Origin of the sequence: Arthrobacter sp. TB 23 (assembly GCF_000294595.1) — a bacterium.
GTDB lineage: Bacteria > Actinomycetota > Actinomycetes > Actinomycetales > Micrococcaceae > Arthrobacter_D.
Genome location: NZ_ALPM01000035.1, coordinates 1 through 24421 on the forward strand (window position 1 = coordinate 1; position 24421 = coordinate 24421).

General features: G+C 65.2%; 26 protein-coding genes. 9 read left to right on the top strand and 17 right to left on the bottom strand.

The window, feature by feature from the left end; all coding sequences use genetic code 11:
- Window positions 1–15: 15 nt before the first annotated feature.
- Window positions 16–1539 (bottom strand): SLC13 family permease, encoded by a 1524-nt coding sequence (locus B384_RS0104405; RefSeq protein WP_019481929.1) that lies wholly within the window; start codon window positions 1537–1539, stop codon window positions 16–18.
- 121 nt (window positions 1540–1660) lie between these two features.
- Here B384_RS0104405 and B384_RS0104410 point away from each other — a divergent pair, with 121 nt between their 5' ends.
- Both B384_RS0104410 and B384_RS0104415 read left to right on the top strand, forming a co-directional pair.
- A complete protein-coding gene (locus B384_RS0104410) occupies window positions 1661–2659 on the top strand; it encodes a D-2-hydroxyacid dehydrogenase (protein ID WP_019481930.1) in 999 nt (332 codons plus the stop codon).
- Between the two features lie 101 nt (window positions 2660–2760).
- On the top strand, window positions 2761–4290 hold the full coding sequence (locus B384_RS0104415; protein ID WP_019481931.1) for an MDR family MFS transporter: 1530 nt from the start codon (window positions 2761–2763) through the stop codon (window positions 4288–4290).
- An 8-nt stretch (window positions 4291–4298) separates the two neighbouring features.
- On the opposite strand, the gene B384_RS0104420 is transcribed toward B384_RS0104415, so the two are convergent.
- Window positions 4299–5165, bottom strand: a complete 867-nt coding sequence (locus tag B384_RS0104420; RefSeq protein WP_019481932.1) for an SDR family oxidoreductase — start codon at window positions 5163–5165, stop codon at window positions 4299–4301.
- A gap of 196 nt (window positions 5166–5361) precedes the next feature.
- A complete protein-coding gene (locus B384_RS0104425) occupies window positions 5362–6087 on the bottom strand; it encodes a YoaK family protein (protein ID WP_019481933.1) in 726 nt (241 codons plus the stop codon).
- A 179-nt stretch (window positions 6088–6266) separates the two neighbouring features.
- Here B384_RS0104425 and B384_RS0104430 point away from each other — a divergent pair, with 179 nt between their 5' ends.
- The gene (locus B384_RS0104430) at window positions 6267–8075 is read left to right on the top strand and encodes a gamma-glutamyltransferase family protein (RefSeq protein ID WP_019481934.1); all 1809 of its coding nucleotides are present in this window, start codon (window positions 6267–6269) and stop codon (window positions 8073–8075) included.
- A gap of 38 nt (window positions 8076–8113) precedes the next feature.
- Complete coding sequence (locus tag B384_RS0104435; protein WP_237715230.1) at window positions 8114–8815, top strand: GntR family transcriptional regulator; 702 nt, start codon at window positions 8114–8116, stop codon at window positions 8813–8815.
- A gap of 34 nt (window positions 8816–8849) precedes the next feature.
- On the opposite strand, the gene B384_RS0104440 is transcribed toward B384_RS0104435, so the two are convergent.
- On the bottom strand, window positions 8850–10043 hold the full coding sequence (locus B384_RS0104440) for a cardiolipin synthase B (RefSeq protein ID WP_019481936.1): 1194 nt from the start codon (window positions 10041–10043) through the stop codon (window positions 8850–8852).
- A gap of 93 nt (window positions 10044–10136) precedes the next feature.
- Window positions 10137–10859 carry an AAA family ATPase gene (locus B384_RS0104445; RefSeq protein WP_026040965.1) on the bottom strand — a complete coding sequence of 241 codons (723 nt, stop codon included), beginning with the start codon at window positions 10857–10859 and terminating at the stop codon, window positions 10137–10139.
- Between the two features lie 124 nt (window positions 10860–10983).
- Between B384_RS0104445 and B384_RS0104450 the strand changes: the two genes are divergently transcribed.
- The gene (locus B384_RS0104450) at window positions 10984–12273 is read left to right on the top strand and encodes an ATP-binding protein (RefSeq protein ID WP_019481938.1); all 1290 of its coding nucleotides are present in this window, start codon (window positions 10984–10986) and stop codon (window positions 12271–12273) included.
- A gap of 21 nt (window positions 12274–12294) precedes the next feature.
- On the opposite strand, the gene B384_RS0104455 is transcribed toward B384_RS0104450, so the two are convergent.
- The 4 genes from B384_RS0104455 to B384_RS0104475 all read right to left on the bottom strand — a co-directional run bounded on the left by B384_RS0104455 (window position 12295) and on the right by B384_RS0104475 (window position 15919).
- Window positions 12295–13014 (bottom strand): hypothetical protein, encoded by a 720-nt coding sequence (locus B384_RS0104455; protein ID WP_019481939.1) that lies wholly within the window; start codon window positions 13012–13014, stop codon window positions 12295–12297.
- Window positions 13015–13175: 161 nt separating this feature from the next.
- Window positions 13176–14990: a glutaminase A gene (gene glsA, locus B384_RS0104465; RefSeq protein WP_019481941.1), complete on the bottom strand. Its 1815-nt coding sequence runs from the start codon at window positions 14988–14990 to the stop codon at window positions 13176–13178.
- Between the two features lie 30 nt (window positions 14991–15020).
- Window positions 15021–15533 carry a hypothetical protein gene (locus B384_RS0104470; RefSeq protein ID WP_019481942.1) on the bottom strand — a complete coding sequence of 171 codons (513 nt, stop codon included), beginning with the start codon at window positions 15531–15533 and terminating at the stop codon, window positions 15021–15023.
- A complete protein-coding gene (locus tag B384_RS0104475; RefSeq protein WP_019481943.1) occupies window positions 15530–15919 on the bottom strand; it encodes a FitA-like ribbon-helix-helix domain-containing protein in 390 nt (129 codons plus the stop codon). Before B384_RS0104475 ends, B384_RS0104470 begins: the two co-directional genes overlap by 4 nt.
- 220 nt (window positions 15920–16139) lie before the next feature.
- Between B384_RS0104475 and B384_RS0104480 the strand changes: the two genes are divergently transcribed.
- Window positions 16140–17507 (top strand): Nramp family divalent metal transporter, encoded by a 1368-nt coding sequence (locus B384_RS0104480; protein ID WP_019481944.1) that lies wholly within the window; start codon window positions 16140–16142, stop codon window positions 17505–17507.
- A gap of 80 nt (window positions 17508–17587) precedes the next feature.
- Here the strand turns inward: B384_RS0104480 and B384_RS0104485 are convergent, their stop codons facing one another.
- From B384_RS0104485 to B384_RS0104520, 8 genes are all read right to left on the bottom strand, one after another.
- On the bottom strand, window positions 17588–17968 hold the full coding sequence (locus B384_RS0104485) for a hypothetical protein (RefSeq protein ID WP_019481945.1): 381 nt from the start codon (window positions 17966–17968) through the stop codon (window positions 17588–17590).
- Window positions 17961–18560: a hypothetical protein gene (locus B384_RS0104490; RefSeq protein ID WP_019481946.1), complete on the bottom strand. Its 600-nt coding sequence runs from the start codon at window positions 18558–18560 to the stop codon at window positions 17961–17963. Before B384_RS0104490 ends, B384_RS0104485 begins: the two co-directional genes overlap by 8 nt.
- Window positions 18557–19123 carry an RNA polymerase sigma factor gene (locus tag B384_RS0104495; protein WP_019481947.1) on the bottom strand — a complete coding sequence of 189 codons (567 nt, stop codon included), beginning with the start codon at window positions 19121–19123 and terminating at the stop codon, window positions 18557–18559. The genes B384_RS0104490 and B384_RS0104495 overlap by 4 nt, the downstream gene beginning before the upstream one ends.
- Complete coding sequence (locus tag B384_RS0104500; protein ID WP_019481948.1) at window positions 19120–19623, bottom strand: hypothetical protein; 504 nt, start codon at window positions 19621–19623, stop codon at window positions 19120–19122. Before B384_RS0104500 ends, B384_RS0104495 begins: the two co-directional genes overlap by 4 nt.
- A gap of 97 nt (window positions 19624–19720) precedes the next feature.
- On the bottom strand, window positions 19721–20302 hold the full coding sequence (locus B384_RS0104505) for a DUF6286 domain-containing protein (protein WP_019481949.1): 582 nt from the start codon (window positions 20300–20302) through the stop codon (window positions 19721–19723).
- Complete coding sequence (locus B384_RS17735; RefSeq protein WP_019481950.1) at window positions 20299–20712, bottom strand: hypothetical protein; 414 nt, start codon at window positions 20710–20712, stop codon at window positions 20299–20301. The genes B384_RS0104505 and B384_RS17735 overlap by 4 nt, the downstream gene beginning before the upstream one ends.
- On the bottom strand, window positions 20709–20900 hold the full coding sequence (locus tag B384_RS0104515) for a DUF2273 domain-containing protein (protein ID WP_019481951.1): 192 nt from the start codon (window positions 20898–20900) through the stop codon (window positions 20709–20711). The genes B384_RS17735 and B384_RS0104515 overlap by 4 nt, the downstream gene beginning before the upstream one ends.
- Window positions 20897–21379, bottom strand: a complete 483-nt coding sequence (locus tag B384_RS0104520) for an Asp23/Gls24 family envelope stress response protein (RefSeq protein ID WP_019481952.1) — start codon at window positions 21377–21379, stop codon at window positions 20897–20899. Before B384_RS0104520 ends, B384_RS0104515 begins: the two co-directional genes overlap by 4 nt.
- Before the next feature lie 279 nt (window positions 21380–21658).
- On the opposite strand from B384_RS0104520, the gene B384_RS0104525 reads away from it, so the two are divergent.
- Genes B384_RS0104525 through B384_RS0104535 form a run of 3 tightly spaced genes read left to right on the top strand, consistent with a single transcriptional unit; the run spans window position 21659 to window position 24376 of the window.
- Complete coding sequence (locus tag B384_RS0104525) at window positions 21659–22300, top strand: ABC transporter permease (protein ID WP_019481953.1); 642 nt, start codon at window positions 21659–21661, stop codon at window positions 22298–22300.
- Window positions 22293–23597 (top strand): ABC transporter ATP-binding protein, encoded by a 1305-nt coding sequence (locus B384_RS17740; RefSeq protein WP_019481954.1) that lies wholly within the window; start codon window positions 22293–22295, stop codon window positions 23595–23597. The genes B384_RS0104525 and B384_RS17740 overlap by 8 nt, the downstream gene beginning before the upstream one ends.
- Window positions 23594–24376: an ABC transporter permease gene (locus B384_RS0104535; protein WP_019481955.1), complete on the top strand. Its 783-nt coding sequence runs from the start codon at window positions 23594–23596 to the stop codon at window positions 24374–24376. Before B384_RS17740 ends, B384_RS0104535 begins: the two co-directional genes overlap by 4 nt.
- The last annotated feature ends 45 nt before the right edge of the window (window positions 24377–24421 follow it).

A 24421-nucleotide genomic window follows, 5' to 3' on the forward strand; every position in this document is an offset into this window, starting at 1 on the left:
CGGCCTGGAAAAGACCTAGTACACGAGCCCGAAGACCCAGGCCGCCAGCGTCATCGTGGTGATGGTGGTCAACACCAGCGCAATGAGGTTCAACCAGATGCCGGCCTTGAGCATGTGGGCAATCTCGACATGGCCGGAGGAATACGCGATGGCGTTGGGCGGCGTCGCAACCGGCAGCATGAACGCGCAGGTCGCGGCGATCGCCACGGGGATCACCAGCAGCATCGGATCCACGCCGAGCCCGACGGCGACCCCACCGATCAGCGGCAGGAACGCAGCGGCGGTGGCCGTGTTACTGGTGAGCTCGGTCAGCAGCAGCACGATGCCAGCCACGATGGCGATGATCAGGACCAGCGGCAGCACATCGAGTCCGGCCACCTGCGTGCCAACCCAGGCGCTCAGACCGGTGGCGGTGAACTGCGCCGAGAGCGCGAGGCCTCCGCCGAACAACAGCAGGATGTCCCAGGGCAGCGCCCTTGCACTGGCCCAGTCGAGCAGGGGCACACCCTTCTTGATATTCGCTGGGATCACGAACAGCAGGACAGCGACCACCATGGCGATAACGGCGTCAGCAATGTTCGATCCCGGCCACAGCAGGGGGACACTGATCCAGGCAGCCGCTGCCAGCACGAAGATCACGCCGACCTGCTTCTCGCCGGTGTTCATCGAGCCGAGCTTCTTGTACTCATCCCGGATCAGCTGGCGCCCGCCCGGGATCTCCTTGATCTCAGGCTTGTAGAAGACCTGGGTAAGGAGGAACCAGGCAATGAACATGAACACCACCGACATCGGCACGCCGACCAGCATCCACTGGCCGAAGCCCACCTGAATGTCGTGGGTCTCGGCCAGGTAGCCGACCATGAGTGCATTGGGTGGGGTGCCGATAATGGTGCCGAGCGAACCGATCGACGCCGAGTAGGCGATGCCCAGCATCAACGCGATGCCGAACCGCTTCGGTGGTTTGCCGTCGCTGACAGTTGCCACCAGGGTGAGAACCGAGATGCCGATGGGCAGCATCATCACGGCTGTGGCGGTGTTGGAGACCCACATACTCAGGAAGCCGGTGGCGATCATGAAACCGCCGATGAGCTGGCTCGGCTTGGTACCGACCAGGAGGACGGTCGCGAGCGCAATCCGCCGGTGCAGGTTCCACCGCTGGAGCGCGAGGGCCAAAAGGAACCCGCCCATGAACAGGAAGATGATGGGGTTGGCGTAGGGCGGTGCCACCTCATCAATGGTGGACACGTTCAGAATCGGGAAGAGGACCAGGGGCAGCAGCGCTGTCGCGGCCAGTGGGATGGCCTCGGTCATCCACCACAGCGCCATCAGGGCGGCGATGGCGGCGGTCACCCTGGCGGGCTGCTCAAGGTCGGTCGGCAGGGTCAGATACATGATGATGGCGACGACGACGCCGGCCACCAGCCCGATCCGTTTCCGCATCAGCACCCGTCGGTCCTCGGCAGGCTCCAGCATGCCGGGTGCAGTCGAGGTATCGACCTCTTGTTCGCTTGATGGTTGTTCGGTTGACGGCGTTGTCACGGTGTATCCTCCCGATGGGAGCGTCCGGGCACCCGAACGCTGACTACATATGCAACCCCATGAATCCAACCAAGTAAAGCTGGGCAGTTGTACGACGGCCGGCCGTGGGAGGATTCTGAGCATGAACTTCTTCGACCGGTCCGGCCGCAAGCCCGTTGTGACAGTGCTCGTGGGGGACCGCCCGGTGGTCGGACTGGAGCGGGTTGCGGCGCTGGCGGAGCTTCGAGAAACCGATGCAGCCAGCCTGCCGATGGCGCTCCGCGGAGCCGATGTGCTTTACCTCTGGGACTTCTTCTCCGGCGCGGTCGAGCCGGCCTGGAAACACGCCGATTCCTTGACGTGGCTGCACGTCGCAGCGGCCGGCGTCGACAAGCTCCTTTTCCCCGGCCTGATCGAATCCGCTGTCACAGTAACGAATGCGCACGGCGTGTTTGACCTTCCGATGGCCGAGTACGTGCTCGGCGCCATGCTGTTTTCCGCCAAGGACTTCGGCCCCACCCGCGACCTACAGCACAACCGGGTCTGGGGCCGGCGAACCACCCGCAACATCGCCGGCGCGCGGGTCCTGATCGTGGGAACGGGAAGCATCGGCCGGTGCACTGCGCGACTCCTGAGCGCGGCGGGCGCCGACGTCGACGGCGCCGGCAGAGTGGCACGGACCGGCGACCCCGACTTCGGCACCGTCCACAGCAGCTCACACCTCACGGCGGTGGTCGGCGCCTACGACTATCTCGTCCTCGTGGCTCCGCTGACCGCCCAGACAGAGGGGATGGTCAGCGCCGAGGTGCTCGCCGCGATGGCACCAACCGCGGTTCTGATCAATGTGGGGCGCGGCCGCCTCGTCGACGAGGCGGCGTTGGTGCGGGCGCTCGACGACGGCGGCATCGCCGGAGCGGTCCTGGACACCTTCGCCGTCGAGCCCCTCCCTCTGGCCAGCCCGCTCTGGGGGATGGACCAGGTGCTCATCTCCCCTCACATGGCCAGCGACGCCGATTCCTGGCTGCAGGATCTGGCCCGCCAGTTCGAAGACAATTTCCTGACCTGGTATGCGGGAAAGCCGTTGCCGCACCGGGTGGATAAGGCGCTCGGGTACGTGCCAACCTCTGGCGCTGACAGCTGACCGCGGCACCCCGACCTTTTCTCCTGCGGAATAGATTCTCTTCTTTCGTGCGTTGCGGCTATTAGGATTTGCTCCTCCCACACCACGTCAAAGGAATTTCTGTGTCTCATAGTGCCCCGCCCTCCGCTGCGCGCCAGCCGATCGAGCGCCAGCCGGCCGGGAGCCGGGAAGACGCTGCGGAGGCCAAACGCAACAAGCTCCTCATCTCGCTGCTCCTCGTGTCCGCCTTCGTGGTGATCCTCAACGAGACCATCATGAGCGTGGCACTGCAGTCGCTGACCGTGGACCTCGGCATCACCGTCAGCGCCGGCCAGTGGCTGACCACCGCGTTCATGCTCACCATGGCAGTGGTCATCCCGGTCACCGGGTTCCTGCTGCAGCGGTTCCACACCCGCCCAGTCTTCATGGCCGCCATGTCCCTCTTCAGCCTCGGCACCCTGGTGTCCGCGCTGGCGCCGGGCTTCGAGGTCCTGCTGGTCGGCCGGATCATCCAGGCGAGCGGAACCGCCATCATGATGCCGCTGCTGATGACCACCGTGATGACCCTGGTCCCGCCTGCCTCACGCGGCCGCACCATGGGCAACATCGCCATCGTAATCTCCGTGGCCCCGGCCATCGGTCCCACCGTATCCGGCCTGATCCTGAGCGTGCTGGACTGGCGCTGGCTCTTCTGGCTGGTCCTGCCCATCGCCGTCGGCTCGCTGATTCTCGGCGCCACCCGCATTCAAAACGTCACCACACCGCGGCGCCTGCCCATCGACGTCCTCTCGGTAATACTTTCCGCCCTGGCGTTCGGCGGCATCATTTACGGCCTCAGCCAGTTCGGTGAAGCAGCCGAGGGCGGCGGACCGGTTCCCCCCTGGCTGCCCCTCGTCGTCGGCGGCGTAGCGCTGGTCTTCTTCATCCTCCGCCAGCGCAGCCAGCAGCGCGCCGACCGCGCCCTGCTGGACCTGCGAACGTTCACGTCCCGCACCTTCACCATCTCCATCCTGGTGATTTCCGTCAGCATGATGGCATTGTTCGGCACCATCATCCTGCTGCCCCTGTACGTCCAGAACGTGCTGGGACTGTCACCGGTGGTGGCGGGCCTGCTGCTGTTCCCGGGCGGGCTGACCATGGGTCTGCTCGGCCCGGTGGTGGGGCGCATCTTCGACAAGCGCGGACCCCGCATCCTGGTGGTGCCCGGCGCGATCCTCGTCAGCCTGGTGTTCTGGGGGCTGACGATGCTCAGCGAAACCACTCCCTTTTTGATGGTGATGGTGGCTCACGTTTTCCTGAGCATCGGCCTCGCCCTGATGTTCACGCCGCTGTTGACCTCGGCCCTGGGATCGGTCCGGCCGCAGCTCTATTCCCATGGCAGCGCGATTGTCGGCACCGTCCAGCAGCTCGCCGGTGCAGCGGGCACCGCGCTGTTCATCTCGGTGATGACCATCCAGGCGTCTGCCCTGCTCGACGGCGGTGCCTCCGAGGTTGCTGCCGAGGCGGGCGGCATTCAGGCTGCTTTCCTAGGCGGCGCGATCGTGTTCATGTTGGCCGTGATCGCCGCGTTCTTCATCCGGAAGCCCGAAGAGGCACCCGTTGATGCTGCCGACGCCCCCATCGACGGCGCCGGAGTGCCGGCAGTCCACTAGGCGGACGGCTAGGGGTGCCTGACTCCGTCCCCATTGAGAACGGCCAGGTACCCCTCCCGGAACGAGGGGTAGGTGAAAGTGAACCCCGTGGCGGTCAATGCCGCATTGCTCAGGCGCTTGCTTCCGGTCCGCGACGTCGATGCCGGCCCCACCTGCGGTGTGGGCACGCCCAGTTGGGCGGCAAGAAACTCAAGGACCTCGCCCTGGTCGGCCGGCTCATTGTCGACGCCGATATAGACCGGACCCGGCTCGCCGACCTGGGTGGTCAGGTGCACGATGGCCGCCGCCGCATCATCGCGGTGGATCCGGTTGGTCCACTGGACCTCCTGCGGCAGGACCGCGGTGCCGGAGGACAGCTGGTCGATCAGCCGGGTCCGGCCCGGACCGTAGATCCCTGACAGCCGCAAGATGATGGCCGCCGGTCGCCGGTCACGCAGCAGCTCCTCCGTGCTGGCCAGGATTTTCGCCGTGGCAGTGCCGGGCGCCACGGGAGTCGATTCGTCCACCCACTCGCCCTCGTCGCCCCCGTATACGGCGGTGGAGGACACCAGCAGCACTTGCGCGTCGATGCCAGCACGGTCCAGCGCGTCCAGCACGTTGCCGGTAGCAGTGAGATAAGCCGCGCGGTAAGCGTCCTCGGTACGGCTGTCCGCGGCGGTCGCCAGCACCACAATGCGGGTGTCGGCGGGGAGCGGCGGCAACTCGCCGGTCAGATCCACCGGGACGCCCTCAATTTCCGCCGGGAGCTTGTCAGCCGACCTGCGCCAGCCGATCACCCGGTACCCCGCCGCGGCGAATCTCAGCCCGGCCTCGGTCCCCAGATCGCCGCATCCAGCAATCAGTACAGTCCCCCGAGGAGATTTACCTTCGCTCACGTCAGAACCCTTCTCGAACCGGTCGAACTACCCTAAAAGTCGAGCCTACAACGGCGCCGGACCTGCAGAAATCCCACGGATCTAGGTCGGTCAGTGGGATTGTCTAGATTATCCCAGTGACGAGGGCTGACCGGTGGGAGAGTCGGAGCTGGCAGGATCCGGTGGGAGAGTCGGAGCCGGCAGGATCCAGAATTTGCTACCCGGCGGCTGCAGGCTCCAGCTCCCGCTCGTTCGCCGCGGCTCGCCTGTCCTTGCGGTGACGGAGCTGGCCGATCAGGGTCACCACAGCCGACAGGACCGCCGAGAGGGCGATGCCGACCCAGAGGTCTAGTTGAAGCGCTGCCGCCCCCACGAGGGCGCCGAGCAGAATGAGTGAGATCGCGAGTGCGCGGCGCACCCAGAACGGGCTCTTTCCGCCGGCGAGGCGCGAATCCGAGGCCAACCCGGTAATGGTGGAGGTCACCACCACCGTGGTGATTTCGGCGACCTTGAGGCGTTTCGCCGTCGCGGCCTGAATACCCATCGCGAGGGCGAGGGTGCTGGTGGTGACACTGCCCAGTAGGTGGTCGGCGGTGACGTCGACCAGGGCGGTGAACAGGGCCAGGCCCCCGGTCAGCACTGACACCAGCAGGAAGGTTGCCGATGTTCGTCCGCTCCAACCCTCGGATGCCGTGCGCAACGCGCGCCCACCAATGACGGCGCCAATCATGAAGAAGAGCAGGGCCAGGGCCGGGCGTAGGACCGGGAGATCGCTGCCGCCTGCGATGGCCATGCCCAGCAATACGACGTTGCCGGTCATGTTGCCGGTGAAGACCTGATCGAGACCGAGGAAACCCACCGCGTCCACCACCCCGGTGGAAAAGGTGAGCGTCAGCATGAGCCATAGGTGGAATCGGTCGGTGGAGACGGGCTGCCGCTTCATTGGATCCTCCAGGGGTAGATGGACCGACGCATCACCGTCGGTCTGTATACAAAATGTACCTTTCTGACTATTGTTGTATGCAATCGGTCATGTGTGGAAGCGGGCTGCGTGACGCACCCGGACCCATCAGGACCCCAACCCAGTCCACGGACCCGCTCAACGAACCGAAAAGGACCTCGATGACCTATACCCAGCCCACTTCCTTCACCACCCGGCCCACCCTCGAGGGCACCTTCGGGATGACCGCTTCCACCCACTGGCTGGCCACCGCCTCGGCGCAGGCAGTGCTCGAGCGTGGGGGCAACGCGTTCGACGCCGCCGTCGCCAGCGCATTTGTGCTCCACGTCGTAGAGCCGCACCTCAATGGCCCGGGTGGGGATATGACCGGCGTGTTTGCGACGGCGGCAAACCCGTCCGAGCCCATCGTCCTGATGGGGCAGGGCCCGGCCCCAGCCGCCGCCACCCGCGAGCACTACCTCTCCGAGGGTCTGGAACTGGTGCCAGGCTCCGGTGCGCTCGCCGCAGCCGTACCCGCCGCCGTCGACGCCTGGTTCCTGCTGCTCCGTGACCACGGCACCTGGGAGCTCGGCGACGTCCTGCACTTCGCCATCGGCTACGCCCGGAACGGGCACCCCATCGTTGGTCGGGTGGGTGCGACGATTTCAGCGGTCGCTGACCTCTTCAACGAGCACTGGCCCACGTCGGCAGCGCTCTGGATGCCTGAGGGCACGGCCCCCGCGGCCGGTGAAATGATCAAGAACGAGGCCTACGCGGCAGTGCTGGACCGGTTGGTGGCTGCCGGTGCGCCCGACGCCACCCGCGAGGAGCGCATTGATGCTGCCCGCCGCGAATGGAGCGAGGGTTTCGTGGCGCAGGCCGCCGTCGCCTTTACCGCGCAGCCGCACCGCCACTCGTCCGGCACCGACCATGCCGGGGTAATGAGCCTCGAGGACTTCGCCGGTTGCCAGGCCACCTACGAGCCCGCTACCACCTTCGAGTTCCGCGGCCACACGATCGCGAAAACCGGGGCCTGGGGGCAGGGACCCGCCCTGCTGCAGACCCTCGCCATCCTCGCCGGGTACGACGACGAGCACCTGGACCCGTCGACCGCGCTCGGCGCCCACACCATCCTCGAGGCGCAGAAGCTTGCCATCGCGGATCGGGAGGCCTACTACGGTGACGCCGACGTTCCGCTGGATTACCTGTTATCCGAGGAATACTCAGCCCAGCGCCGGGCGCTGATCACCGACCGGGCGTCGGCAGAGTTCAGGCCCGGCACCGTCCCGGGGCGCGAACCCTTCATCCCGCCGCTGCGCACCGAATACACGGCACCGGCTTTGGCCGGGGTGGGCGCAATGGCGGGCGTCGGCGAGCCGACCGTCTCCCGCAGCGGTGAGACCCGCGGCGACACCTGCCACATCGACGTCGTCGACCAGTGGGGCAACATGGTCTCCGCCACGCCGTCCGGCGGCTGGCTGCAGTCCTCACCGACCATCCCCGAACTCGGGTTCTGCCTGGGCTCACGGTTGCAGATGACCTGGCTGGAGGACGGTGCGCCGTCGACCCTGCGCCCCGGCAAACGCCCCCGCACCACCTTGACTCCCACCCTGATCCTCAAGGACAGCGTCCCGGTGGTGGCGCTCGGATCACCCGGCGGCGACCAGCAGGACCAGTGGCAGCTGCTCTACATTCTGCGCACCATCGTCGGCGGCTACTCACCACAACAGGCCATCGACGCTCCCTCGCTGCACACCACGTCCATCCCCGGATCCTTCTACCCCCGAACCTGGGAACCCGGGGGAGCCGTGGTGGAGGATCGCCTCGGTGACGACGTCATCTCCGATCTGGAAGACCGCGGCCACGTGGTGACCAGGGCCGGCGACTGGGCGCTCGGCCGCATCTCCTCGGTTGTGAGCGACCCCGCGACCGGTGTACTGAAGGCCGCCGCCAACCCCAGAGGAGCACAAGGCTATGCGGCAGGACGCTAAGCTGCGGGGCGCACGGGAACTGCCGGCAGCGATCCGCGGTGCCGCTCTTGCCGCCTGAGCCAGAGTCGGTCGATCCTGCCCCGAAACAGCGGGTGCAGGACGAAATCCGGCATGACATCATCTTCGGGTCCCTGCGCCCTGGCACCCGCGTGACCGAGGCGGCGCTCGCCGCCAAGTACGGGGTCTCCCGCATCCCTGTCCGGGAGGCGCTGCGTGCGCTGGAGGCTGAGGGTTTCGTTGATTCCAGGCCGTACGCCGGATCGACGGTGTCGGAAATTCCGGTGGACGACGCCGACGATCTCTTCGCCGTCCGTGAAGCGCTCGAGGCTGCCACCGCGCGGCGTGCGGCGCGGCGGGCGTTGGCCCAGTTCAGTGCGGGCGAGCCCAGCGTCGGGTGGTGGAAGACCCGCAGGTTGCTCGCCGACCTGCTCGACGACGGCGACCAGGCCGTGGCGGAGGGCAACCTCAAGGTGCTGCCCGAGCTGAACATCCGCTTCCATCTGGGGATCGCCGATCTCAGCGGCAGCGCCTCATTGACGGCCCTGCTGCGCCAGATTTCCGGCAAGATCGAATGGCTTTACGCCACGGACGTCGATCATCGGGGGAAGCAGTCGTGGGGTGAGCACCGGCTGATCATGGCAGCGATCGACGCCGGCAACCCGGTCGACGCCGAACGGCTGATGGCCGGGCACGTCCACCAGTCCCGGGTGGGATATCTGGACCGCTTCGCCACCCCCTGAGACTGGCCCCCACGGTTTTTCCCGCTGACCGTCGCTAGAGGAGCGGGCGGAGGGGAGCGAGGATCGCCTCGCTGACGCGGGCCACAAGGTGCCGTCGCTCCCATTCCTTAATCGTGAGGATCCGGCTGTTGCCACTGTCGATCGCGAAGATCTGCTCCATGTTGTGTGCCAGCCCCTCGTCGAAGATCTCCAGGTTGATCTCGTAGTTGCCGGTCAGGCTCAACCGGTCAATGTTGGCGGTGCCGACTGTCGACCATTGCCCGTCCACGGTCGCCGTCTTCGCATGGATCATGGCGTTCTGATAGAGCAGGATCTGGATGCCGTTCTCCAGCAGTGATGAATAGAAGCCGCGGGACAACCAGTCAGAGAGCACATGGTTTGATTCCTCTGGCAGGATCACGCGGACGTCAACACCGCGTTTACTGGCCCGCAGCAGGGCGTTCAGAATCTGCTGATCGGGAATGAAGTAGGCCGTGGTGATGTATATGTGGTCCTTGGCTCGATTTATTGCATCCAGGTAGACGCCGCGAATCGGGAACACCAGGTTGGCGGGGATGTTGTTGACCGCCCGGAGGCGGGGCTCCCAGAAGCCGGCACTGGTGTCGTCCAGTGGTTGCCGGGACCGTGTGGTGGCCAGGTTCCAGACGCTGACAAAGGCTTCGCGCAAATCCCAGACCGACGGCCCGACAATCCGCAGGTGGGTGTCCCGCCACTTTGTGGCGTACAGGCTGCCGATGTTGTAGCCGCCGACAAATCCGATCCGCTCATCAACGACCAGGAGCTTGCGGTGGTCAAACCCGGTGCCGCGAATGTTGGTGAAAAGGATTGACGGCCGCAGGACCGGGAACCGGAAGACTTGCACATCGGGGTGGAACGAGTAAAAGGATGGCCGCACCACCAGGTTCGCGAAGCCGTCGTAAATGACATGCACCTTCACGCCACGCGCTGCCGCCTCGTTCAGGGCGTCACGGAAGGTGTGGCCGACGGCGTCGCCCTTCCAGATGTAGGTCTCCATCAGGATCTGGTGCTCGGCAGATCGGATTGCCTCAAGCATCGCTTCGTAAAGATCTTCGCCGTAGGTGAAGACGGTGGTCGCCGACCCGGCGACGTGACCGTCGAAGGTCCCCGGCTTGGGGAATCCCTCACGCTTGGTTCTGATCTTCTTCTCCACCGCGTCAATAATCACCAGTGTTGCGGCGACGACCGCCTGCAAAGCCCCGAGCGCCATCGCAGCTCTTCCGACGACGGTGCTGGCGAAGCCGACGAGGCGCTTTGGGTGGTGTAGACGCATATTCAAGAGCCTATCGGACCGCGCCCGGAATCAGAGATGGCGTAGATACCGGTCGGGTGCGTTCATGAAGCTACGCCAGTTGACTGTCAGATCCAGTTCGTCCCAGTGCATCTCGCGGAACCCCCAGGGCCCGAGCTCGAGGATTGTGGCGCCGGGAAGGGCAGCGAGGAGAGGGGAGTGGGTGGAGAGGAGCACCTGGGATTTCCCGTCGGCGAGGAGTTCTTTCAGGATCCCGAGCAAAGCCAGACAACCGCCGAAGGACAACGCCGATTCCGGCTCATCCAGCACCCACAGGCCTGGTCCACGAAACCGGTCCACCGCGAGTTCGAGGAACGACTCCCCGTGTGACATCGAATGGAACCGGGTGTCGTTGCCCGACCGGCCGGGATTCTGCTCCAGATAGGTGAAGAACCCGTGCATGGTCTCGGCCCGCAGGAAGTAGCCTCGCTTGCTGGCGCCCGGGTTCCGGACCAGCTGGAGGTGATCCGACAGTTCCGACTCGGACGGCCGGGTTGAGTGACGCGCACCGGTGGACCCGCCCTCGGACGACAGCCCGAAGGCCAACGCAACCGCCTCGACCAGCGTCGATTTGCCCGAGCCATTCTCGCCGACCAGGACTGTGGCGGAGCCAAGCGTCATCCCGTCGTCCAATAGTTGCGCCACGGGCGGCAGGTTGGCCGGCCAGCTCCCCTGCTCCAGTTCGGAGGCCGGATGGGCAGCGACCCGCCGGAGGGGGAAACGGTCGAGGCGCATCACAGCATCATGGCAGCCGCCTCAGACAGTCACAATCTCCGGTGCCGTCCAGCGGTGTGTCATGATCAGCGCACTGCACGTTTCGCATCCGACACGATCAGCACACGACAAAGGAGTCACCCGTATGACCGGCTGGAGAATCAGGGACTTTCACTCTGCTGACATGGACGCGATCCTCCACCTGTGGGAGGAATCCCGCAGCGCCGGCGTCGAACCGGTGTACGCGCTCGCTGAGGTCCTCGCCTCCTGCCAGAAGGATCACGCCGTCGTCGCCGTCCACGGTGAAACGGTGGTCGGCACCGCGGTGGCCCGCGCCGCGCACGACCAGGGCTGGATTGTCTTCTTCGCCATCGACGAGGGTTGGCGGAACCACGGGATCGGCAGTGCGCTGCTCGCCGCCATCGAGGGCAGGATGGCACCGCACGGCCTGACCAAGCTCTCCACCCTGGTGCCCGACGCCGAACACCGGGTGGCTGCCCTCCTCAACTCGGGTTTCCAGGACCGGAAGCACCTGAGGTACTTCGAACGTGACATTCCCGTGCAACGCCAGGAAATGGGTCTGCTCAGCGAACTCGGCGGACGGTTGATGCCGCGGAACCTGTGGAGCAACGTGGGCGGCATGCAACGCGAGAAGGAACTGCTCGAACGCCGGTTGGTCCTGCCGCTGGCCAACCCCGACCTGGCCGAGCAGTACGGGGTGGTGCCGCCGCGTGCGGTGATGCTGTTTGGCCCGCCCGGAACCGGCAAGACCACCTTCGCCAAGGCGATTGCGTCACGGTTGGAGTGGCCCTTCGTCGAGGTGTTCCCCTCGCGGCTCGCCGCTGACTCCAAGGGCCTCGCGGGTGCACTGCGGGAGACCTTCCTCGAGATCGCCGAACTCGAACACGCGGTGGTCTTCATTGACGAGGTCGAGGAGATCGCCGCCCAACGCCAGGGGGAGCCGCCGTCGCCGTTGCAGGGGGTGACCAACGAACTGCTCAAGATCATTCCCGCGTTCAGGGAACGGCCCGGCCGGCTGCTGGTGTGCGCCACGAACTTCATCCGGGCGCTCGACACGGCGTTCCTCCGGCACGGGCGCTTCGACTACGTCATCCCCATCGGGCTGCCCGACGACGACGCCCGCCACGCCATCTGGCAGCGCTACATCCCGTCCGAGGTGGCAGCAGAGGTAGACATCGTCCAGTTGGTCAAGACGTCCGACGGATTCTCGCCGGCCGACATTGAATTCGCTGCCCGCAAGGCGTCCCAGCGGGCCCTGGAGCAGGCGGTCTTCGGCGCGGTCGACGGTGGCACGCCAGCCCCCGGCCCGTCCAGCGAGGACTACCTGTCGGCGATCGCCGAAACGCGGACCACCGTGTCGGCGTCCGTGGCGCAGGAGTTCCGCGAAGACATTGAACGGATCGCCAGGCTGTAGTGGGACCCGGGGTGCGCGACGTTATCGGGGTTTGCGGCCCAGATAGACGGTGTTGGTCGAGTCCCTGCCCTGCAGCGGGTTATCAAAGCTGACGACGTCGGCGCGCACCTCGGTGAACACCTCGCCGAGGACGGCCAGGTACTCGTCGTCGGGCGGGTCATTGGACCAGAGCGCGAAAATCCCACCCGGGTGCAGGTGCCCGGCCAGTCGCCGCGTGCCGGCCGGATCGTAAAACGGTGAGTGGCTGGGGTGGAGGACGTGCCGGGGGGAATGGTCGACGTCGAGGATCACCGCGTGGAACAGCCTCGCCGGGGCCTCGGGATCGAATCCTTCCGCCGATGCCGCCAGCGCGAAAAAGTCGCCGTGGACGTAACGGCACCGCGGGTCCGCGGTCAGTGTCTTCCCGGCCGGAATCAGCCCGGTTTGGTGCCACTCGATAACCTCGCCGAGCGCCTCGACGATCAGGAGCGACCGTGCACGCGGGCTGTCGAGTACCGCCTGAGCTGTGTAGCCGAGACCCAGGCCACCGACGACGACGTCGAGCCCGTCCTCCGGCAGCTCGGCAAGCGCCAGCTCGGTGAGCTCAATCTCGGCGACGGTGAAGAGGCTCGACATGAGGAAGTCGTCGTCGAGCTTGACCTCGTAGACCTCCTTGTCGAAGGTGGGGTCCCAACGCCGTCGGAGGCTGATCTCACCCAGCCGGGTCTTGCGCCAGTCGAGTTCCTCGAACCGGGCGCTCACCGCCGCACCCCGGTTCGCAGGCAGGAGGATAAGCTGACATTGGTGTGTCGGGCAATGAGGATCATGCCTTTAGTCTGGCAGGTAATCGGCTCCACGGACGGTGGGGCGAACCGTGCGCTGCGCCAGCCCGCGGCCGTCACCAACCTCCGTGGTCAATACCCCTAGTCGCGGCCGCGGACGGCCGTCTCCCGCAGGTATAGGTCCACGCGGGTGTACGCATCGCGGGTCAGGGCCTTCCAGAGCTCGACGGCGAGCCGCGGGTCCTCGGATTCGAGCTGGCTAATTACGTCGGCGGTGAGCACCATGACCTTGACCCCGCCCTCAGCCTTCACCGTGGTCTCCTGGCGGTCGTCGCTGCCGAGTGCGAGTTCACCGAACGTCATGCCAGCGCTCAGGGTGGTCAGGCGCACCCGACCGCCGGTGGGACCGGGGACCGAGGTGGTGATTTTTCCGGACAGGATGAAGAACACGCCGCCGAACCGCTGGCCGACCCGGCGGATCACGTGCCCGTCGTCGTACTCGCGCTCTTCCATGCGACTGGCGAGAGCCGCGGCGTCCTCGCTGGTCAGCGGGCTCAAAGCCGGACAGTCGGTGACCTTGACCAGCGTTGGTAGGAAAAGGTTATCGCCGTAGGCGGCAATGAGTTGGTCCTCGCACCACTCGACCGCGGCGGTCCGTGTGTCGAAGGTGGGAACCTCACGGTCCACGTCCTCGAAGGTGTCGGCGAGGGCCCCGTCGCTGTCAATCAGCACCAGTTCCCTGCCTTCGCTGACCAGGTTCTCCCGCGCTTCGGCCAGCAGCCGCAGGGAGACGTCGGCGACTTCGTCGACCCGGCGGAGGTCGAGGATGATGAACTCTATGGTCTGGTCGAGGGAGCTCAGCTCACGGATCATCGACTCGGTGCCAGCGAAGAGCAGGTCGCCGTTGAGTTCGATCACGCGGGCGCGGTGACCGTTGTCCCGCAGGATGTCCATCGCCTCGTCGTTGCGGCGGATGCCCGACGGTGATGCCGAAATGTCGTAGGTGGACCGGATCGCGGACTTGCCGGTGCGGGCGGCCCTGACGAAGTGCAGTTCCATATCCCGGGACAGGCGCTGGCTCGTGGCCATGCCGCGGACACTGCTGCCGTGTTCGTCCAGGGGAGGGGAGTAGACAGCGAGTCCCACCTGGCCGGGCAGGACGGCGATGGTGCCGCCGGCGACTCCGCTCTTGGCGGGCATCCCGACGGTGCTGATCCACGACCCGGCGTCGTCGTACATGCCGCAGGTGGTCATCACCGACAGAACCCGTTCGATCGGGCCGATCTCCATCACCTGACGGCCGGTGAGCGGGTTGCGGCCACTGTTGGCCAGGGTGGCGGCCATCACCGAGAGGTCGAGACAGTTCACCAGGACTGAGCACTGGCGGAAGTAGTCCTCGATCACCGGGGTGGGATCGTCCTCAATGATGTTGAACGAGCGCAGCAGGTGGGCCAGCGCGCGGTTGCGGTGGCCGTGCTTGAGTTCGGACTCGTAGATTTCGGTGTTGACGCTCAGCTGTCGCCCGGCGAACGCCGAATAGGTGTTGAGGATGCGCTTGAACCGTCCGTTGCCGCCCGACCCTTTGATCAGGGAGGTAGCAGTCAGGGCGCCAGCGTTGATCATGGCGTTGGAGGGCCGCCCGGTGCCCTCGGCGAGGGAAATTTCGTTGAACGAATCGCCGGAGGGTTCGACGTCGACCTTCTCATCAACAGCTTCCATCCCCAGGTCGGCGAGTGCCAGCCCGTAGGTGAAGGGCTTGGAGATGGACTGGATGCTGAACTCGTCCCGGGTGTCTCCCACCTCATAGATATAGCCGTCAACCGTGGTGAGGCAGATGCCGAAGTTGTTCGGATCGACATTGGCCATTGCGGGGATGGTGCTGTAGGGCTTGCCATCCTTCAGCTCGGCGATCTCCCGATGAATGCGCTTGAGGTAATTTTCAATAGGAGAGTCCATGGTCCAACACTAGCTGGAACCCAATGGCACTCAGCCGGTGCCGCCGGTACCTGGGGGGCGACGGTCAGGAGCGGAGACAGGGCCAAGTACAGGGACAGGGACAGGGCCAGGATCGGGGGCGGGAACCGGATCGAGGGTGAGCGGATGAAGCTCAAGATCGAGCCCTTGGTAGTCACCGGCACGCCCCGTGACGAGCGGCATCATGAACTGGCGGGAAATCGCCGCCTGAATAAGCACGCCCAGGGGATAGTAGGACCCGGTCGCATTCTTCGTCGTCGCAAGCTTCGCCAGGGTTATGGCACTGTCGGCGTCCAGAGGGAGCACTCGCCGATGCAGCAGCCCCCGCAGCAGATCTTGCAAGGCCCGATCCCGGATCGACCGCAGCCGGGGATCTGTGGCCGCATAAATAGCGGCTGTCACTTCCGCAATAGCGAGTGCGGTTGTTTGAGGTCGAGACGGAAACTGCTTCACAAACTCGACAACACCGTCATCCTCGGTCGAGCGAATGAGTGCGAGAAGAACGTCCGAGTCGAGAATGTTCACGATTCGGCCCTCCACTCGTGTGGAGCGGGTTGCGTGGAGGCCGCTCGGTTCAACGTGGATTGACTGCTTTCGAACTGTTTCGGCTCGGGTTGTCTGAGCTCGGGTTGTTTGAGTTCCAGTCGCCGGAAGGGTGACCTCCGCTGTGGCAGTGCGGCATCGGGAACCGAGCCAATGTCCAGACGGATGTTCCAGAGCTTCGCGTACCACTCCGGCACCTGTAAGGCGGCCAGGGGGGTGAGTGCCTGCCGGGACTCGGCCGGTAGGCTGGCGAATCGGTTCACCAGCAGCCGCAGTTCCTGTTGCATTGACCGGCCGTTTTGCGCTGCTATCACCTTAATCTGGTCTACTACCGCGGGCTCTATTTGGCGAAGCGTGATGTTCGGCATGGGTGTCTCCTTTTCAAATCGTGCATGCAGTGCATGCGATGCATGCATTTCCCCATCCAAAAGTGCATGCATTGATTGCACTGCATGCACCAAATAAAAGGGATACCGTCCCCCGTCTATGTGGGTAAGCTCACTGCCTGTCACCTCAACCGTGAGAGGGTACCTAGGGCTCGAACGCCGACGGCGCGAGCTACTAGCCTCCAACCCAGAAGGAACTTCGATGTCCGGCGAAATGCCCCCTGAGAAGCCCAACCACGGACCCGTATCTCAAGGTCATGCGTCTGCCGCCACCCGCGACGGGTCGGGTGAGAAGCTGAACCATTCGGACCGCGTCGACGACGACGGCGGCAAACCCGCCAAATGGAAAATTGTTGGACCAGGGCTGGTGGTTGCTGCCACCGGTGTTGGCGCCGCCGACATGGTTGCCACCCTGGTAGCAGGATCCCGCTACGGCTACGGCCTCCTATGGGCGGTCATTCTCGGCGTGTTCCTCAAGATCATTCTGGTGGAGGGCGCAGGACGGTTCACGCTGGCCACCGGTTACACCATCTTCGAAGGCTGGCGTTCGCTCGGTAAGTGGACCACCTGGTACTTCGGGCCCTACATCATGATTTGGGGCTTCGTCTACGGGGCTACGGCCATGTCGAGTGCGGCGCTGCCCCTCGCCGCGCTGTTCCCGGTCTTCCCCCTCTGGGTCTGGGCCATCGTCATGGGCCTGGCCGGGTTCGTGATGGTCTGGTTTGGTCGGTATGCCACCTTCGAAAAGATCACGGCAGCCCTGGTGGGCATCATGTTCGTCACCGTGGTGGGCCTGGCCATTATCGCGGCACCTAACCTCCCCGAGATGGTGACCGGACTGGTGCCGATCATTCCCGAGGGTGGGTTGCTGTACACACTGGCGCTCGCCGGCGGTGTCGGCGGGACCATCACGCTCGCTGCCTACGGCTACTGGTTGCGTGAGAAGGGTTGGTACACGCCCAAGTGGATGAAGGTTATGCGCATCGACAACTCGATGGCTTACGTGATGACCGGCATTTTCGTCATCGCCATGCTGATTGTTGGCGCCGAAGTGGTCCGCTCGGCCGGAGTGAGCCTCAGCGCCGGCGATGAGGGGCTGCTCGACCTGTCCACGGTTCTCCGCGAGGAGTACGGCGACGTCGTCGGAATCGGCTTCCTGGTCGGGTTCTGGGCGGCATCGTTCTCGTCGATCATCGGCGTCTGGAACGGTGTGTCACTGATGTTCGCCGATTTCTGGGGCAATATCCGGGGCAAAGAGTCGGGCCACCCCGACACCCGGGTGGGCGGCAAATACTTCAGGTTCTACGTCCTGTGGCTGACTTTCCCGCCGATGATCCTGTTTGCGCTGGGTCAGCCGATTGGGCTGATCCTGGCGTACGGTGTCCTCGGTTCGCTGTTCATGCCGTTCCTCGCCGTCACCCTGCTCGGACTGCTGAATGGGAAGCGGATCCCCAAGAAGTACGCGAACAAGCTCCACACCAATATCGCTCTCGCCGTCGTCGCCTTGCTGTTCATTGTGCTCGGCATCAACCAGTTGGTCGGCGCCGTCGCGCCTCTCTTCGGGAGCTGACCCCGGGGTTTCTGGCTATGGTCGCCGTTTCTGGCTGGGGACTGCAGCGCCGGGGGACCGGCCGCTAGGAAAACCGGACGCTAGGAAAACCGGACGTCGGTGAAGCCGCACACGGTGATCTCCACTGAACTCACCGGCCCCACCGAGGTCACCCACTCCACTGACTCCGCCGAGCCCACCGAGCCCGCCCGGGCGTCACCGGCAAGACCGCCCAGCTCCGCCCGGACCGCGGCGGCCACGTCGCGGACCAGCCGGGGTGCCGGGGCGCCCGTCAGCGCTGCAATCCGTGCCCTGATGACCAGCCCGGAATCGGCTGTGTCGACGGCGACCACCGTTTCGTTGGCACCGAGGGTGCTCGCGATACCGGCGAGCACAGCCGACCGCGCCGGATACAGGCCAGCGACTCCTTCCACCCCAGCAATGATCTCCTGGACGCGAAGGGCTAGTTGGTTCTTATTCATTCACCGCTCCCTTCGGGGCTGGACTGAAATGCTCGTGGACGTCGGTTACCGTCACGTCGACCGACGTGAGGTTGAGCTCTGAATGGGTGCTGATCATCGCCGCGATCCTCGATCGGAGGGAATTGATCATCGCCGGTAGCGGGTAGCCGAAGAAGGCTGTCACGTTCACTTCGATCATGACGTCGGCGCCAGGGGTGGTGATGTCGCCGTGCAGCCGGCATTTGCCGATGGTTGCGCCGTCGACGTCGTCACCAATTCGCCGGATGAGAGCCAGCAGGCTCCCCTCGGTTTCGAAGAAGGCGTCCTCGGGATATTCGCTGGACAGTGGAATGCTCCGGCCGGAACGCATTTCCAACCGGAGATTGCCAAGGATCGATTGCAGCCACGGCTCGTCAGCCGATCCGGCCTGCTCGGTGTCAGCTGCCGCAAGCTGACCGCTGAGGCGCTGCAGGGAGCGAAGCCCCGCCAGCCCGGCCTGGCACTCGGGGCACCGCAGGTAGTGTTGCTCGGCCGCGGACTGTCCGGTCCACAGGTATTCTTCAAGCTCGTCGAGGCTATGGCCACAACCGGGGTCAGGGAGCTCGTTATTCATCGCCAGTCCTCCATTTCCTTCATCAGGGTGGTGCGTGCTCGCGACAGTCGACCGCGAACGCTGTCGGTCGTGGTGTCCATCGTCTTGGCAATATCCTCGTAGGATTGCCCGCCCATTTCCTTCAGCACCCAACATTGCCGTTGCTCCAGTGGAAGCCTTTTCAGGGCTTCCACCAGGGAACGCATCTGGGTGTCCTGCTCAACTGCCCGCTCGGGACCGGGCCCGTGGTCAAACGGTTCGACGTCGTCGAGGTTGACCGTGTTCTTGCGCTTCCGGATCAGATCGATGCTTTTGCGGCCGCAGATCCGCATCAGCCACGGCTTCACGGCCGAGCCGTCCTGCAGTTTGCCGAGCTGGTTCCAGGCCTGGAGGAGGGTTTCCTGCACCGCGTCGTCGGCGTCAGCCGTCGACCCGGTAAGGCGGCGCGCATACCCGCGCATTAGTGGCCCATAGCGTCGGGCGAGCGATTCGAAAGAGGACACGTCGCCGTCGGAGGCCCGCTCCACCAGGAACGAATCCGCCGCATCGTCGAGGTTGAGACGTGGACGGTCAGGGACCGTCAATCGACTCTCCGGGTGCGGGTGAACCGGGTCCTGGCGCCGGTCTGCACACTGACCAGAACGGGGATCCGTTCGCCGAGCAGCGTGTCCAATCCGGCGATGGCTTCGTTGGCTGCTGCGACCACGGCGCCCGGGGAGGCGCCACGGCGTGGCTGAACCCTGACCCGCAGGCCGGTTTGGCGACGCACCCGCCAGGAGGACACCGCAACGGCGAGGATCTGGCCGTTTTCTTCCAGGGCGGTCCGCAGCGCGTCGGCCACCAGCGAGGTTTCTACGGTGGTGTTGCCCATTGCGGATCCTTGCCGTCCCACGGTGCTGGTCCGCCCGCCGCCCTGGGAAGCGATCCACCCGATGAGCAGGGCAGCGCACACCACGACCAGCGCCAGCGCGGCGATGGTCCACCAACTGGTGTCGGCGGTCAGGGGTGCGGACGCCAACAGGGCGGGGAGCCCGTTGACCGCCGTGGCGCCGATCGAGGTCCAGGCCTCGGCAACGTCCGGCACGAGGCCCGNCCCGCCGCGGCGGTCAGCGCGCCGACGGCCACCAGTATCAGTCCAAGGACAGCGAGCAGCGTGCGGTTCAACCAGCGGTGTGTGGAACTCATATGCCCAACGCTCCTTCGTGCCTGATGTTGATCCTAACCGTCGGCTCCGGACGAAGCCCGTATCCCGACAGCTCATCCTCGACGGCCGACCGGATGGTCGACTCATCGAGGGGCGACCCGCTGGTCGGTCGGACGTCCACCGTGATGCGTCGCCGGTCGACGCGGGTGGACACCTGATCCGGATCCAGTCCGGCCTCTTGCCGGGTACGCCGCGACACTGCGGCAGCGATCACCTCCGAGTCGACGACAACAGCCGTCCGGTCCTGGTCGACCACGTGCAACGCCTTGGTCCCTGGTGTCACGGCGACCAGCAGAAGCACCAACCCGATGAGAGCCAAACCGATGCCGACTGCTGCCAGGCCCCAGGGGAGCGTCGACTCCGGCAGGTCCGCCGCCCACTGAAGCATCGACGGAGGATTCGCGACCAGCGGAGGCTGATCCAGCAGGGACAACACAGCTTCGGTTCCCAGCCAGGCCAAGCCCAGGAGGCCAACGACGGCGGCTGTCACCGATGCGCCAGCACGGGAGGAATGGGTCTCACGGCGCAGGAGCCGCCGGGTGTGCAGCAGTTCGCTCATGCCAGTTTCCGTTCCGCTGGTGGGTGGATGCCGGTGAGTCGGATGTCGATCCGGCCCACCTCCGACCCGGTCACCCGAGAGGCTGCTGCCCGGATCCCTGAGCGGGCATTCTCGGCCCGTTCGAACAGTGTCCCTCCGCCCTGCTCTACCGCCTGCGGGTTCCGCGCAGCCTGGAGGAGGGTGGGCGCGGGGAGTGGCACCGACACGGCCATCCCGAGGGCGCCGCCGTCGTCGGCCAGGCTGACCCGCACGTCCCGGCGCGGGACACCAAAGACCTCAGCGACGACGGCTTCGGTGGTGTGGGTCAGCGCCGCCTTCGTGACGCGGGTGTGCCCGTTACGTCCGGTCCCGTTAAGCCCGGCCGGGTTGGCCCGGGCAGGGTTTGCCTTGGCCGGGGTCGCCGCGGTCATGAGGAGGAGCGCCTGCCCCGCAGGGCATCGAGCACCGAGCCAAGGTCAAGCTTCCCCTCCGCAGTGCGGCCGAGGAACGCGCCGATCGCCATGAACAGTGCCACCAGGACGAAACCCCAGAAGCCGAAGATCAGTGCAGTCAACGCGAGGGTGGCGCCGACGGCGATGCCGGTGGTAGTCGGGCTCATGAGACGCGCGATTCTGCTGGTACGGTCTGGGCGTCGTCGTCGTCGTCATCGATGTCATCGCCGGGGACGTGGATATCGGTGACTGTCACGTTTACCTCGGTGACCTCCATGCCCACGATGTCCTCAACGGCCGAGTAAATGGCGTCGCGAACCTGGCCGGCGACCTCCTTGAGCGGGTGCGGATACTCGACGACCAGGGTGATGTCGACGGCAACCTGGGTCTGGCCGACCTCGACGGAAATACCCTGGGTATGGTCCTTCTGGCCCATCGCGTCACGGATGGAACCGAGAGCGCGGGCGGCCCCGCCACCCACGGCGTAAACGCCCGGAATATCGTGAACGGCGATGCCAGCGATTTTCGCAACAACGTTGTCGGCGATGGCAGTGGTGCCGCGGCCATCGTCATTCGGGCTCTTCCCGACGACGGTCGCGGTGGTCGGCTTGGAAGCCTGGGTCTTGTCCTGGGGCTGAGTAGTCATGAGGTGGCTCCTTGATCGATATCAGTCAATGTTCCGGTCAAACGGGTGCCCTCACGTCAAGTGCACCTGTCCCTAAGACGGAGCTGCCAGAAAGAAACTCACGGTGCTGATAAAGTGAGCCAGATCACATCAATATTGAAGGCCAATCGTGACCGCTGCGTGACGGTTCCTTAATGTTGATGTGCGTAGGGTGTAAAAGAGGCCAATTCACCGTGCCTCGGACTTTTCCGGAATTTTGCCTGCAGGCTGACACGTAACCAATGTGAAGAGGGTATTGATTTGTTGGATTTCTTTGGAGACCGGCTGCCTCAAATCCTGTTCGCCAGCTGGCAGCACTTTTCCCTGGTCGTCCAGTGCCTGATTCTCGGGACCGTGATCGCGGTGGGCATCGCGGCGCTGGTTTACCGCAGCAGCACCTTCAGGTCGATTGCGAACAGCGTCTCAGCGGTAGGCCTCACCATCCCGTCATTCGCCTTCATCGGGCTGATGATCGCGCCCTTCGGTTTCGGGGTGACTCCCGCCGTCATCGTTGTGTCCTTCTTCGCCGCGCTCCCGATCCTCCGGAATGCCGTGGTGGGGTTGACCGGGATTGACAACTCGATCGTCGAATCGGCCCGGGGGATCGGCATGAGCCGGTTCCGCACCCTGCTGCAGGTGGAACTACCACTGGCCTGGCCGGTAATCCTGGCCGGCATCCGGGTGTCTGCCCAGATGGTGATGGGCATCGCCGCGATTACCGCCTACGCGCTCGGCCCCGGCCTCGGCGGCTTTATTTTCTCCGGACTCTCCCGGCTGGGCGGCGCCAACGCGCTGGAATCAGTTGCCACCGGCGTCATCGCCGTCATCATTCTTGCCCTTGTGCTCGACGTCCTGCTCATCGGCCTCGGCCGACTAACCACCCCGCGAGGTATCCGTGTCTGAGACCCTTTCCACAGCAACCGACAACACCGGGAAGTCCGGACCTTCCGGTATTACCGGGGCCAGCATCCTGTTGGACAAGGTCACCAAGCATTATCCGGGCCAGGATGCCCCGGCCGTCGACGGTCTCACCCTGGAAATCCCGGCAGGCAAGATCGTCATGCTGGTGGGCCCGTCCGGCTGCGGCAAGACCACGACACTCAAGATGATCAACCGGCTCATCGAGCCCACCGAAGGACGGATCGTCCTCGACGACGACGACGTCACCGACATTAACGGGGACAACCTCCGGCGCCGGATCGGCTACGTCATTCAGGCCGGTGGACTGTTCCCGCACATGAGTGTCGCCACGAACATCGGTATTGTGCCGAAAATGCTCGGCTGGAGCAAAGAGAAGATCGCCGCGCGGGTCGATGAACTGCTGGAACTGGTCTCCCTGGATCCCGCCCAGTATCGGGACCGCTTCCCCAAGGAGCTTTCCGGCGGGCAGCAGCAGCGCGTCGGCGTAGCACGTGCACTGGCCGCAGACCCACCCGTGCTGCTGATGGATGAGCCGTTCGGCGCCGTGGACCCGATCACCCGGCAGCGACTGCAGGATGAGCTCCTGAATATTCAGGCGGAGCTGCAGAAAACCATCGTCTGCGTCACCCACGACTTCGACGAAGCGGTGAAGCTCGGCGACTGGATTGCCATCTTCACCGACGGCGCGCAGCTGGTGCAGTACGACACTCCTGAACGGATTCTCGCGAACCCCGCCAACGAGTTCGTCGAAAACTTCATTGGGTCAGGTGCCGGGCTGAAGCAGCTCACGCTGACCCGCGTCAATGAGGTGGACCTTGCCGAGGCGGTTGTCGCTACTAGTGGCGACCTCGCCAGCGACGTACTCTCACGGCTCGACCAGGCACAGCACGACCATGCCGTCATCGTCGACGAGAAAAACCGCCCAATCCAGTGGCTCACCCGCCGCCAGCTCACCCGGATCGACCGGGTCAGCGACGACTGGGACGCCAAACTCCCCGTCGTCGGCGACCGGGCGACGCTCAACGATGCGCTGGACACCATGCTGGTCTCCAGCGCTGGCGCCGCGCTGGTGACCGGGAAACGCGACACCTTCCTCGGTGTGATCGACGTCGAAACGATCATGGACGCGATCGGTCGCGCCCACGCCCATGCCCGCTCAGCGCATTCCTCCGGGCGCCCGGTAGGCGTCAACACCGGGACGCTGCAGGCAGTTGAGGGGCAGGATGGCTCCGTCGACGACGGCGAGCCGTCCCGTCCGGCTACGGGATCCGGCCAGTGAGCGCTGCCGCGCCAGCCCAGAATCCCCTGGCCGTTGCCGCCGAAGCGGATATTGCCGGGCCCTCCTGGCGTCCGCTGGTCTATCAGCTCGCCGGCATCCTGGCGGCGCTTGCCGCGCTGATCATCTGGGCGCTGACCGCTGACCTGTCGGAGACCGAACTCAACACCCTCAACCCAGACTCACTGCTCGGCTACACGCTTGAACACCTTGCCCTGACGGCTGTGTCAGCGGTTATCGTGCTGGTAATTGCCATCCCGCTCGGTATCCTGTTGACCCGCGGGCCGTTCCGACGGCTCACCGGTCCGGTGCTCGCCGTCGTCAATATTGGGCAGGCGGCCCCGGCCATCGGGTTGATTGTGCTCCTTGCCTCGTGGCAGGGATTCGGCTTCGACGCCGCCATCATCGCGCTGGTCCTCTACGCTCTGCTGCCCGTTCTCCGGAACACCATGGTTGGCCTCAACCAGGTTGATGAGCGTCTCGTCGAGGCCGGCCGGGGCATGGGGATGAGCGCCGCAGCCGTCCTGTTCAAAGTGGAGCTGCCGCTGGCGGTCCCCGTCATGCTCGCAGGTATTCGCACCGCACTGGTGCTCCTCGTGGGCACCGCCGCACTCGCGGCATTCATCAACGGCGGTGGGCTGGGGATTCTCATCATCACCGGAGTGAACCTCAACCTGGTCAGCGTCCTCGTTGTGGGCTCGGTCCTGGTGGCACTCCTGGCCCTTCTGGTCGACTGGATTGGGCGCGTTGTCGAACATGTCGCCCGCCCGAAAGGACTCTGATGCTTCCCAGCACCACACCACCCAACCGCGCCCTGCCCCGGCGGG